Here is a 12,386-nt window from a genome sequence, read left to right on the forward strand (position 1 = left end):
GCACGAGCGATGAGCAGTGCACGTTGCGATCACGCCGCTATTCCACATTGCGACTAAGGAATATGCGCAAGATCTTTCGGGGTGCATGCGCTCTGGCGGGTATAACCTGTTGGAGGTATTTGACCTTTTCTCCCTTAATTGCCTCACCCCTCCGTGCTACTCGTGCCGGTCAGGCTTGCCGGCATCCGGCGCCGTCCGCCCGGGCGCCGCAGACGGCAAAACGACATGAGGGAAAAGGGATGACCAACCCGATCAACAGGTCACCACAGGCCGGGATGGACGGGGCCTCGCCCACCGCCGCCGCTCCCGTCCGGGTCCTGGTCGTCGAGGATGAGACGATCGTCGCCATGTACCTGACCGACGTGCTGGAGGAATTGGCCTACGAGGTCTGCGGCGTGGCGGCCAACGCCGCCGATGCGCTGACGATCGCGGAGCGGGAACGGCCCGCGCTGGCTCTGGTGGACATCGGCCTCGCCGGGCCCCAGGACGGGATCGAGACGGCACGGGCGTTGCGCGAACGCTTCGCCGTGGGCAGCATCTTCATGTCCGGGGCCAGCGATCCCGTTTTGCTGGAGCGCGCCCGCGCCGCCGGCCCCCACGGCTTCATCCAGAAACCCTATGACGAGCGCCAGTTGAAGACCCTGCTGGACAGCGCCGCACCCCGCTATTAGCTCCCGGCTCCCCTGTCCGGGTCACCGTTCCCCGGCTGCGCCGCTCCGGCGCGCGGCCGTTCCGGCGTTAAGCCGGGTTCACAGGGAAGCAGAATCTCAGGGTTGGGACTTCGCAAGGACCATCGCGTCATGACGATGACGGACGCTCACGACCGGCTTTCCCCGCAGCTTCTCCTGCGCGCTCTCCGGCAATTCCGGAAGGGCGACTTCTCCGTGCGCCTGCCGCTCGATCTGGACGGGCTGGACGGCGAGATCGCCGCCGCCTTCAACGATGTGGTGGAGATGAACGAGACCCTGGTGGAGGAGGTGGGCCGGGTCAGCACCGCCATCGGAAAGGAGGGCCGCATCGGCCAGCGCGTCCGCCTGCCCACCGCATCGGGACGCTGGGGCGATTGCGTGGACAGCGTCAACGCCATGGCCGCCGACCTGACCCGGCCGACGCAGGAAATGGCCCGCGTCATCGGCGCGGTCGCCAAGGGCGACCTGTCCCAGTCCATGCCGCTGGAGGTCGACGGGCGCCCCCTTCAGGGCGAATTCCTTGTGACCGCGCGGACCGTCAACCGGATGGTCGATCAGCTCGTCACCGTGACGGCGGAGCTGACGCGCGTCGCGCGCGAGGTCGGCATCGAAGGCAAGCTCGGCGAGCAGGCCCAGGTGAAGGACGTCGCCGGCACCTGGAAGGACCTGACCGACAACGTCAACCTCATGGCCGCCAATCTGACGGCCCAGGTCCGCAACATCGCCGACGTGACCACCGCCGTGGCGAAGGGCGACCTGTCGCGCAAGATCACCGTGGACGTGAAGGGCGAGATCCGCGAGTTGAAGGACACCATCAACACGATGGTGGACCAGCTCAACAGCTTCGCCTCGGAAGTCACCCGCGTGGCGCGCGAGGTCGGCAGCGAGGGCAAGCTCGGCGGACAGGCTCAGGTGAAGGGTGTGGCCGGCACCTGGAAGGACCTGACCGACAACGTCAACCTGCTGACCGGCAACCTGACCAATCAGGTCCGCAACATCGCCGACGTGACGACGGCGGTCGCCAACGGCGACCTGTCGCGCAAGATCACCGTGGACGTGAAGGGTGAAATCCGTGAGCTGAAGGACACCATCAACACCATGGTGGACCAGCTCAACAGCTTCGCCAGCGAGGTCACCCGCGTGGCGCGCGAGGTCGGCACCGAAGGCAAGCTGGGCGGGCAGGCTCAGGTGAAGGGCGTGGCCGGAACCTGGAAGGACCTGACCGACAACGTCAACGCGATGGCGACCAACCTGACCAGTCAGGTCCGCAACATCGCGGAGGTCACGACGGCGGTGGCGAAGGGCGACCTGTCGCGCAAGATCACCGTCGATGTGCGAGGCGAAATTCTGGAGCTGAAGGACACCATCAACACGATGGTGGACCAGCTCAACAGCTTTGCCAGCGAGGTCACCCGCGTGGCGCGCGAGGTCGGCAGCGAGGGCAAGCTCGGCGGACAGGCCCAGGTGAAGGGGGTGGCCGGCACCTGGAAGGACCTGACCGACAACGTCAATCTGCTGACCGGCAACCTGACCAATCAGGTGCGCAACATCGCCGACGTCACCACCGCCGTCGCCAACGGCGACCTGTCGCGCAAGATCACCGTCGATGTGAAGGGCGAGATTCTGGAGCTGAAGGACACCATCAACACGATGGTCGACCAGCTCAACAGTTTCGCCTCGGAAGTCACCCGCGTGGCGCGCGAGGTCGGCACCGAAGGCAAGCTGGGCGGGCAGGCCCAGGTGAAGGGCGTGGCCGGAACCTGGAAGGACCTGACCGACAACGTGAACATGATGGCCGCCAACCTGACCGGTCAGGTGCGCGGCATCGCGGAGGTCGTGACGGCGGTCGCCGAAGGCAACCTGAAGCGCAAGCTGACCGTGGCCGCGCGGGGCGAGATCGCGGCGCTGGCCGACACCATCAACGGCGTGATCGAGACGCTGGCCATCTTCGCCGATCAGGTCACCAACGTGGCGCGCGAGGTCGGCATCGAAGGAAAGCTGGGCGGACAGGCGAAGGTGCCCGGCGCCACCGGCGTCTGGGGCGACCTGACCGACAACGTGAACCAGCTCGCCGCCAACCTGACCACCCAGGTCCGCGCCATCGCCGAGGTGGCGACCGCCGTGACCAAGGGCGACCTCACCCGCTCCATCGCCGTGGAGGCGTCGGGCGAGGTGGCGGCGCTGAAGGACAACATCAACGAAATGATCCGCAACCTGCGCGACACGACGCAGAAGAACGCGGAGCAGGACTGGCTGAAGACCAACATCGCCAAATTCACCCGGATGCTCCAGGGCGAACGCGATCTCGTCACCGTCTCCAACATGATCCTGTCGGAAATCGCGCCGCTGGTGAACGCCCAGCACGGCGTCTTCTACGTCACCACCCGCGACGGCGACGAGCCGGTCCTCGATCTGGTCGCCAGCTACGCCCTGAAGGAGCGCAACGGGTTGGGCACCCGCTTCGCGCTGAAGCAGGGTCTGGTCGGCCAGTGCGCCCACGAGAAGAAGCCGATCCTGCTGACCAACGTGCCCAAGGATTACGTGCGCATCAGCTCCGGCCTGGGCGAGGCGCCGCCGCTGAACATCATCGTGCTGCCCGTGCTGTTCGAGAACGAGGTGAACGCCGTGCTGGAACTGGCCTCCTTCGGCCATTTCAGCGAGACGCACCGCTCCTTCCTGGAGCAGTTGACGGAAAGCATCGGGATCGTCCTGAACACCATCGCCACCAACATGCGGACCGAGGGGCTGCTGAAGCAGTCGCAGCGCCTGACCGCCGAGTTGCAGAGCCAGCAGGAGGAGCTGAAGACCACCAACGAACGGCTGGAGCAGCAGGCCGCCTCGCTCCGCCAGTCGGAGGAGCTTCTGATGGCCCAGCAGGAAAAGCTGCGCCAGACCAACGAGGCGCTGGAGGAGAAGGCGGAGCAGCTCTCCCTCACCTCCAAATACAAGTCGCAGTTCCTGGCGAACATGAGCCACGAGTTGCGCACGCCGCTGAACAGCCTGCTGATCCTGTCGAAATTGCTGTCCGACAACGGCGACCGCAACCTGACCGCCCGTCAGGTGGAGTTCGCCCGCACCATCCACGCCGCCGGGTCCGACCTGCTGAACCTCATCAACGACATCCTGGACCTGTCGAAGATCGAATCCGGCACGGTCACGCTGGAAATCGGGGCGGTGGTCCTGGACGACCTGCGCGGCCATGTGGAGCGCACCTTCGCCCAATTGGCCGAGGAGAAGGGGCTGCGCTTCGACATCGACATGGCCCCCACCCTGCCCGCCGCCATCCAGACCGACCAGAAGCGGCTGGAGCAGGTGCTGAACAACCTGCTGTCCAACGCCTTCAAGTTCACCGAGACCGGCGGGGTCACCTTCCGGATGGAACTGGCGCGGGAGGGCTGGAGCGCCGCCCACCCCACGCTGAACGCGGCGGACGGGGTGCTGGCCTTCACCGTCGTCGACACCGGCATCGGCATCCCCGAGAACAAGCAGCGCATCATCTTCGAGGCGTTCCAGCAGGCCGACGGCACCACCAGCCGGAAATACGGCGGCACCGGGCTCGGCCTGTCGATCAGCCGGGAGATCGCCCGCCTTCTGGGCGGCGAGATCCGCGTGCAGAGCGAGTCCGGGGCGGGGAGCACCTTCACGCTCTACGTGCCGATGGACTTCGACATCGCCCGCCACGGCGACCCGGCGCCGAAGCCCGCCCCGGTCGTCGCGCCGACGCGTCCCATCGTGGTGCCGGGTCCGGAGGAAGGGCTCGCGCTGCCGCAGAGCCACCCCGTCGCCGACGACCGGGAGCGCATCCGGCCCGGCGACCCCGTGGTGCTGATCGTGGAGGACGACGTGAAGTTCGCCTCGATCCTGGTCGATCTGGCGCGGGAGAAGGGCTTCAAGGCGATTTTGTCCCACGCCGGAAGCCCGGCCATGCCGATGGCGCGCAAATACCGCCCGGACGCGGTCATGCTGGACATCGGCCTGCCCGACCTGGACGGCTGGGCGCTGCTCGACCTGCTGAAGCGCGATCCGCACACCCGCCACATCCCGGTCCACGTCATCTCCGCCAAGGAGGAGCGGCGCCGCGGCCTCGCCATGGGCGCCTTCGACTACACGGAGAAGCCGGCGGACCGCGAGGCGATCTTCGCGGCGCTCGCCAAGGTGAAGGGCTTCGTGGAGCGGCACCAGCGCCGGCTGCTGATCGTCGAGAAGGTTCCCGATCCGCACACCGGTGGGATCGCCGGCCTGATCGACAACGATGACATTGAGATCAGCACCGTCACCTCCGCCGAGGCCGCCCGCGCCGTCCTGGCGAAGGAGCGGTTCGACTGCATGGTGCTGGACCTGACCATCCCCCAGCCCGCCGATTTCGAGCTGATCGACAGCCTGCGCACCCGCGACTCCACCGCCTGGATGCCGGTCGTCGCCTATGTCAGCGACGGCATCGCGCCGGAGGACGAGGCGCGGCTGCGCCGGCTGGCCGAAACGGTGGTGCTGCGCAGCGTGCAGTCCCCGGACTCGCTGCTCGACGAGACGGCGCTGTTCCTGCACCGGGCGGTGGACCGGCTGCCCGACGACAAGCGCAGCGCGCTCGACCAGATCCGCCAGCGGGACCCCGTTCTGGCGGGACGCAAGGTGCTGATCGTGGATGACGATTTCCGCAACATCTTCTCGCTCGCCAGTGTTCTGGAGTCGCACGACATGACGGTGCTGCACGCCGAAAGCGGGCCGGAGGGCCTGGACCTGCTGAAGGCGCATCCCGACCTGGACGTGGCGCTGGTGGACATCATGATGCCGCTGATGGACGGCTATGAGACCATCCGGGAAATCCGGGCGACGGAGGCCGGGCGCGGCCTGCCGGTGATCGCCGTCACCGCCAAGGCGATGAAGGGCGACCGCGAGAAATGCATCGAGGCGGGGGCGACCGACTATCTCGCCAAGCCGGTGGACATCGACCATCTGCTGTCCCTGCTGCGGGTCTGGGCAGGGCGTCGGCAGGACGCCGGCCCAGATGTCGGCCCAGACGCCGGGACGGAGTGAGGAGAGGCCGATGCCCCACACCCAAACGCCCCCCGGTTTCGCCGACATCGAAGGCAATGCCCTGCTCCTGCCGGAGGTTCGTGTGCTGGTCGTGGACGACGATCCGCGGAACCTGCTGGCGATGCGGGAAACGCTGGCCGACCTGGACGCCACGGTGATCCTCGCCCGCTCCGGCGAGGAGGCGCTGAAGCGGGTGCTCGACCAGGACTTCGCGGCGATCCTGATGGATGTCCACATGCCGGGCATGGACGGCTACGAGACGGCGGAGCTGATCCGCAACCGCCGGAAGTCGCGGCACATCCCCATCCTGTTCCTGACCGCCATCAACAAGGACGAGGTGCACATCTTCCGCGGCTATTCCGCGGGGGCGGTGGACTACATGTTCAAGCCGGTGGACCCGGTGATCCTGCGCAGCAAGGTCACCGTCTTCGTCGAGCTGTACCGCAAGACGGAGGAGGTGAAGCGCCAGGCGGCCTTGCGCGAGCGGTTGCTGGCCGAGAATTTCCGCGTGCGGACGGAGAAGATGGAGGCCGAGCAGGCGCTCCGCCGGTCGGAGGAGCGGCAGGCGCTGATCGCCCGTTCCCTGCCCATCCTGCTCTACACCGCCGGTCCGGACCGGGGCACGCCCTTCCGCTACGTCACGGAGAATGTGGAGGCTCTGTTCGGCTTCCCCGCCGAACGCTTCCTGACCGACGGCAACTTCTGGGAATCGCGGCTGCACCCGGAGGACCGCGACCGCGCCGTCGCCCGGTTCGAGGCGATGCGCCAGGGCGGCGTGTCCACCGTCGAGTACCGCTGGCGCGCCGCCGACGGGCGGTACCGCACGCTTCTGGAACAGGCCATGCTGCTGGAGGGGGAGGACGGCGCCCCGCCGGAACTCTGCGGCACCGTGCTGGACGTCACCGACACGCGGGAGCTTCAGCAGCAGCTCGCCCACGTGCAGAAGATGGAGACCATCGGCCAGTTGACCGGCGGCATCGCCCACGACTTCAACAACATGCTGACCGTCGTCATCGGCAGCCTGGAACGGCTGGGCCGCATGGCCTTCGACGACCCGAGGGCGGCGCGGCGGGTGGACATGGCCTTGCAGGCGTCGCTGCGCTGCTCCGACCTGACGCGGCGGCTTCTCGCCTTCGCGCGGCGCCAGCAGCTCCACCCCGAGAGCGTGGACATGGAGGCGCTGGTCCGCAACATGGGCGAGTTGATGGAGCGCACGCTCGGCTCCACGATCACCGTGGAGATCGACAGCGCGCCGCACCTGTGCCCGGCGCTGGTGGACCGGACCCAGGCGGAATCGGCCCTGCTGAACCTCGTCATCAACGCCCGCGACGCCATGCCCACGGGCGGGCGGCTGACCATCGCCACGGCGATGGCGGAGGCCGATGACGCAAGCGCGGAACTGCGCCCTGGACAGTATGTGCGGATGACCGTGGCGGACACCGGCTGCGGCATGCCCCCCGACGTTCTGGCCCGCGCCTTCGAGCCCTTCTTCACCACCAAGGAGATCGGCAAGGGCACCGGCCTGGGTCTCAGCATGATCCACGGCTTCGTGAAGCAGTCGGGCGGGCTGATCCGGGTCGAGAGCGAGCCGGGCCGCGGCACCTCCTTCCACCTCTACCTCCCCTGCGCGCCGGAGGCCGCCCGCAAGGCGAAGGCGCCGGAGGACAGCGTCGAGGCCGGTCCGCTGCCCGGCCAGGGCGAGGTGATCCTGGTGGTGGACGACGACCGCGACGTGCGCCACGTCGCCGTTCTGACGCTTCAGGATCTCGGCTACACGGTGGTCGAGGCGGAGAACGGGCCGGAGGCGCTGGCCGTGCTGGCCGGGGAGCCGCGGGTGGACCTGCTGTTCACCGACGTGGTGATGCCCGGCGGCATGAACGGCCTGGAACTGGCCCAGGAGGCGCAGCACCGTCATCCGGCCTTGAAAGTGCTCTACGCCTCCGGCTACGCCCATGGGGTGGCGGGCGGCCTGAGCGGCGAGGGGCCGGGCGGCGAGTTCCTGATCAAGCCCTACCGCGACCGCGACCTCGCCCGCGCCGTCCGCAAGGCGCTCGGCGGCGCGACGGATGCCTTCCCCGAGTTGAAGAGCGCCTGACCGTCGCCCTCGTCGCCAAGCGTCATTGTCGCCAAGCGTCGTTGTCGCCCTTTTGCCCCAACCTTGAGCGGAGCCGTGGTGTTCAGATGACGACCGTGTTGCAATAAAGGAGTAGACGACGTGCCCGTTGTCCGCCTGTCCGGGATTCGCTTCGCCTCGGTCCTTTGTCTCGGCCTGTCCGTCGCCTTTCCCCTGACCTCCGCGCCCGCGATGGCGCAGGTGTTCAACCAGGGCGGTTATGGCGCCCCGACCCAGATCACCCCGCAGGCCGACCCGCAGGCCAACGGCGGCAACACCACCTTCGGCATCGACAACGATCTGCTGGGCAAGCTGGGCGGCGCCGCCGTGGGAGCGCTCGCCGGGTCGCAGATCGGCAAGGGCACGGGCAACCTGCTGGCCATTGGCGCCGGCGGCCTGCTCGGCTACTTCGCCGGCGGCTATTTGATGGAACAGTTGAGCCCCGGCAGCCGCAACGCGGCGCAGAGCGCGGAGACCCGTGCGCTCGACGCGCCCGTCGGGCAGACCATCCGCTGGAACAGCCCGGACAGCGCCAACACCGGCGGCAGCATCACCCCGATCCGCGCCGGGCGCGATTCCGCCGGGCGGGAGTGCAAGGAGTTCCAGCACAAGGTGACCATCGACGGCCGCCAGGAATCCGCGACCGGCACCGCCTGCCGCGGAGACGACGGGCAATGGCGCCTCGCCGCGAATCCGTAACCCGGATTACGAGCCGGCCTTCACGCCGACCGTGTGGACCAGCACCGTCATCGCGTCGGTCGGCACCTCCACCGTCACGGGAACGACGCGCCCGCTTTCCGGCGCGCGGGCGAACCAGACGGTCGCCTTGCGCTCCACCCCCTCGGCGAAGAAGCGCTCCGGATCGCGGTCGCCCTGGAAACCCGCCACCGGGCGGACGGTGACCGCGCAGACCTCCGCCGTTCCCGTGGCGATGCGGTAGCGCGAGGACGGCAGCTCCCCCTTGCCCTTTGGCGTCATGACGATGTCGTAGCGGCGGCGCCCGTCATAGACCGGGTAGCGTCCGCCGCAGCCTCCCGCCCGCCCGGCGGCCAGGATCACCGCGGCCCCGGCGCTCAACGGATCGATGCTGCCCAGGCGGCTGTCCGGCGGAACGCGCGCGGCCTTGTCGGGGCTGATCGGCGGGTCGGCCTTCACCTCCACGCCATCCGGGCCGTAGGACAGGGCCATGACGTCCAGTTTGCGGCGCAGCCGGCGCTCGCCGCGGAAGCGGTCCGGCTGGGCCGCGCCCGCCTCCAGCCGTCCGGCGGCCTCGGCCCGGTAGCGGAAGTTGGTGAAGACGCCGAGCCAGGGCGCCGCCTCCGCCTGGAGTTCCGCGCGGTAACGGCTGTCCGTGCCCGCCGTCTCCTCCGTCAGCACGACGCTGCCGCGCGCCAGGGAGACGCCGCCGCCATAGGCGGCGAAGTCCAACTCCAGAGTCGCGCCACGGCTTGCCGCCGGAAGCAGACACAGCAGGCCGGCGGCCAGCGGAACCGGAAGCCTCACGCCGCAAGCCTCATGCCGATGCCCCGCCCTCTTCGGCGACCAGATCCTGGTACTCCGGGTGGCGCTGGATGTATTTGGCCACGAAGGGGCAGACCGGCACGACCTTCCGCCCGCTGGAGCGCGCGTCCTCCAGCGCGCCGCGCGCGAGCGCGGAGCCGATGCCCTGCCCGGCCATGCTTTCGGGAACCTCCGTGTGGGTGAAGACGATGGTGCCGTCGCGCGTTTCGTATTCCACCACCGCGGTGGCGTCGCCCACGGTCAGCTCGTAGCGGTTCCTGGCCGCGTTGTTCTTCACATCCCCGCTCATTCCCCACCCTTTCCCAAATCTTCGTACGAGTCTTCGCACGCGAGCACCACCCCCTCGTCGGGTCGCAGGCGAAGGGCGCCGGTCACCGGCTCCCCACCGCGGTCGAGATGGGTGGACAGCCGGATATGGGCACCCTCCGGCACCGAATCCACCACCCTCTCCTCCGCCGACAGGTTCAGCAGGACGCGGAAACGCCCGGCCCGGTGGTTACGCTCATAGACGAGAACCTCGTCCTCCGCCGACACGGGATCGTACCGACCGACCGACAGGGCCGGTTCCGCCCGCCGCAACGCCAGCAGGGCGCGGTGCAGCGACAGCATGGAGGATGGGTCGGCCTCCTGCGCCGCGACGTTCACCCGCTCGTGATCCGCCCCGAGCGGCAGCCAGGGCTCCCCGGTCGTGAAGCCGCCCTTCGGGCCGCCGTCCCAGGGGATCGGGGTGCGGACCGGATCGCGGCCCAGCCCCAGGCCGGGGACGTTCCTTTCCCACGGGTCCTGCACGCGGTCGGGCGGGACGGCCACGTCGGTCATGCCGATCTCGTCGCCCTGGTAGAGCGTCGGCGTGCCGCGCAGGGTCAGCAGGAGCATCGCCGCCACCCGCGCCTGCCCGGCTCCCAACCGACTCGCCACGCGGGAGCGGTCGTGGTTGCCAAGCACCCAGTTCGGCCACCCGCCGGACGGCAGCGCGGCCTCGTAGGTGTGGATCAGCGCGGCCAGCGCCTTCGCCTCCCACGGGGTGGACAGCAGATGGAAGTTGAAGGGAAGCTGGAAGCCCGTCAGGTCGGCGCCGTAATAGGCCATGAGCTGGTCGATGGGCAGATAGGCCTCCCCGATCAGCAGCCGGCCCGGTCCATAACCGTCCACCACCCGGCGCATGGCGGCGATGGCGTCATGCACCTCCGGCTGGTCCACCGTGTGGCGGCGGAACAGCCGATGGGCCGGCGACATGCTCTCCTGCCAACCCGGGTTCGGTGGGTTGTCGCGGAAGCGTGCGTCCTTGATGAGGTGATGGATGGCGTCCACCCGGAACCCGTCCACCCCTCGGTCCAGCCAGACTCGCAACACATCGAGCATGACCTCCCGCAGCGCCGGGTTGCGCCAGTTGAGGTCCGGCTGCTCCTTCAGGTAGGCGTGGTAATAGTATTGGCCGGTCGCCGCGTCCCATTCCCAGGCACTGCCCCCGAACTCCGACAGCCAGTTGTTGGGAGGGCCTCCATCGGGGGCGGGGTCGTGCCAGATGTACCAGTCGCGCTTGGGATTGGTGCGGGACGACCGGCTGGCCTGGAACCACGGGTGCCGGTCGGAGCTGTGGTTGGGCACGAAATCCAGGATCAGCTTCATGCCGCGCCGGTGCAGTTCCGCCACCAGCCGGTCGAAGTCCTCCATGGTCCCGAACAGCGGGTGGACGCCCGTGTAATCCGACACGTCGTAGCCGAAATCGGCCATAGGCGACGGGTAGATCGGGGACACCCAGACCGCCTCCACCCCGAGCGCTTCGAGATGGTCGAGCCGGGCCATTATTCCCGGAAGGTCCCCCACCCCGTCGCCGTTCGAATCCTGGAAGGAGCGCGGGTAGACCTGATAGATCACCCCGCTCTGCCACCACGCGAATCCCTCCGCCATGAAGCCGTCCGCCATGAGCGGGCCCTCAGCCGATCAGCAGGGACTCGGCGCCGTCGATCCAGACGGGCGTGCCGGTGATGTGCTTCGACCGGTCCGACGCCAGGAACAGCGCCAGCTCCGCCACGTCGGCGCTGCTGCCCGCCTTGCCGCGGGTCAGCGGGACCTCGCCGTTGGGATATTCGGCGGGCTCCTCGGCCTTCTCGGTGTTGCGGGACTGGGTGTTGTCCTGGATCTCCGTGTCGATCAAGCCCGGGCAGATGGCGTTGACCCGGATGCGGTGCTTGGCAAGCTCCAGCGCCAGCATCTGGACCATGGCGACCTGCGCCGCCTTGGTGCAGGAATAGGCGGTGGCCCCGGCGTTGCTGAAGACCCGCGTGCCGTTGATGGAGGCGGTGACCAGCACCGACCCGCCGCCCGCCTTCTTCAGATGCGGCACCGCGTGGTGAAGCGTCAGATAGGTGCCGCGCAGGTTGATGTTGATGGTGCGGTCCCACTCCTCCGGCGTCAGCTCGTCGATGGGTGCCCAGACGCCGTTGATGCCCGCGTTGGCGAAGACGATGTCCAGCCGCCCGTACTCCTGCACCAGCCGGTCCACCGCCCGCTTCACGGCGTCGCTGTCAGAGACGTCGGCGACCAGGGGGATGGCCTTGCCGCCCGCCGCGGCGATCTCCTCCGCCGTCTTGCGGACCTCGCTCTCCGTGCGGCTGAGAACGCCGACGCTGGCCCCGGCGCCGGCGAACAGGGTGGCCGATGCCTTGCCGATGCCCGACCCGGCTCCGGTGATGAGGGCGACTTTTCCGTTCAGGTCCATGATCAAACCGGCTCCGCTGCTTGTGCTGGGACTGCAGAGCCAACCGATCCGGGCCGGGGCGGTTCCCGCCCTTCTTACGCACCCCCAGCGAGCGCACCCCGCCCTGGAGCACCGGGGAGAATCCGGTCATGGCGACCTTGCTGGCGACCTGCTGCAAGCCCCCGGAGCAGCACGAGCGTGCCGGAGGCGGTGGCGCGGCTGCCGCCAGCCTCACCGCAGGTCCTCCCCCGATTGTCCTCCTTCGGCGTGCAGATTGGCGAGGCGTCGCGAGACCGGTCGATGAACGCCTGCGAAGAACAGACCCGCG

The 12,386-nt window shown here is 68.7% G+C and carries 8 protein-coding genes; 4 read left to right on the forward strand and 4 right to left on the reverse strand.

Features of this window, described 5'->3' with window-relative positions:
* Positions 1 to 239 precede the first annotated feature (239 nt).
* The 4 genes from DS843_RS14565 (at position 240) to DS843_RS14580 (ending at position 8,535) form a co-directional block, all read left to right on the forward strand.
* Positions 240 to 671: a response regulator gene (locus DS843_RS14565; protein WP_167525313.1), complete on the forward strand. Its 432-nt coding sequence runs from the start codon at positions 240 to 242 to the stop codon at positions 669 to 671.
* Positions 672 to 800: 129 nt separating this feature from the next.
* Positions 801 to 5,723: a HAMP domain-containing protein gene (locus DS843_RS14570; protein ID WP_286192101.1), complete on the forward strand. Its 4,923-nt coding sequence runs from the start codon at positions 801 to 803 to the stop codon at positions 5,721 to 5,723.
* 10 nt (positions 5,724 to 5,733) lie between these two features.
* The gene (locus DS843_RS14575) at positions 5,734 to 7,818 is read left to right on the forward strand and encodes a response regulator (RefSeq protein ID WP_286192102.1); all 2,085 of its coding nucleotides are present in this window, start codon (positions 5,734 to 5,736) and stop codon (positions 7,816 to 7,818) included.
* Positions 7,819 to 7,938: 120 nt separating this feature from the next.
* Positions 7,939 to 8,535 (forward strand): RT0821/Lpp0805 family surface protein, encoded by a 597-nt coding sequence (locus DS843_RS14580; protein ID WP_149469616.1) that lies wholly within the window; start codon positions 7,939 to 7,941, stop codon positions 8,533 to 8,535.
* A gap of 6 nt (positions 8,536 to 8,541) precedes the next feature.
* Here the strand turns inward: DS843_RS14580 and DS843_RS14585 are convergent, their stop codons facing one another.
* The 4 genes from DS843_RS14585 to DS843_RS14600 are packed head-to-tail and all read right to left on the reverse strand — an operon-like array spanning position 8,542 to position 12,079.
* Positions 8,542 to 9,339 (reverse strand): DUF3108 domain-containing protein, encoded by a 798-nt coding sequence (locus DS843_RS14585; protein ID WP_149469617.1) that lies wholly within the window; start codon positions 9,337 to 9,339, stop codon positions 8,542 to 8,544.
* Between the two features lie 10 nt (positions 9,340 to 9,349).
* A complete protein-coding gene (locus DS843_RS14590) occupies positions 9,350 to 9,646 on the reverse strand; it encodes a GNAT family N-acetyltransferase (protein WP_149469618.1) in 297 nt (98 codons plus the stop codon).
* The gene (locus DS843_RS14595) at positions 9,643 to 11,283 is read right to left on the reverse strand and encodes an alpha-amylase family glycosyl hydrolase (protein WP_286192103.1); all 1,641 of its coding nucleotides are present in this window, start codon (positions 11,281 to 11,283) and stop codon (positions 9,643 to 9,645) included. Before DS843_RS14595 ends, DS843_RS14590 begins: the two co-directional genes overlap by 4 nt.
* 10 nt (positions 11,284 to 11,293) lie before the next feature.
* Positions 11,294 to 12,079 (reverse strand): SDR family oxidoreductase, encoded by a 786-nt coding sequence (locus DS843_RS14600; protein ID WP_149469619.1) that lies wholly within the window; start codon positions 12,077 to 12,079, stop codon positions 11,294 to 11,296.
* Between the last annotated feature and the right edge of the window lie 307 nt (positions 12,080 to 12,386).

It is taken from the genome of Roseomonas genomospecies 6 (assembly GCF_008365375.1).
Classification (GTDB): domain Bacteria; phylum Pseudomonadota; class Alphaproteobacteria; order Azospirillales; family Azospirillaceae; genus Azospirillum.

Coding starts and splice junctions, on each gene's coding strand:
- DS843_RS14565 (WP_167525313.1), top strand. CDS start 240: ATGACCAACCCGATCAACAGGTCACCACAGGCCGGGATGGACGGGGCC.
- DS843_RS14570 (WP_286192101.1), top strand. CDS start 801: ATGACGATGACGGACGCTCACGACCGGCTTTCCCCGCAGCTTCTCCTG.
- DS843_RS14575 (WP_286192102.1), top strand. CDS start 5,734: ATGCCCCACACCCAAACGCCCCCCGGTTTCGCCGACATCGAAGGCAAT.
- DS843_RS14590 (WP_149469618.1), bottom strand. CDS start 9,646: ATGAGCGGGGATGTGAAGAACAACGCGGCCAGGAACCGCTACGAGCTG.
- DS843_RS14595 (WP_286192103.1), bottom strand. CDS start 11,283: ATGGCGGACGGCTTCATGGCGGAGGGATTCGCGTGGTGGCAGAGCGGG.
- DS843_RS14600 (WP_149469619.1), bottom strand. CDS start 12,079: ATGGACCTGAACGGAAAAGTCGCCCTCATCACCGGAGCCGGGTCGGGC.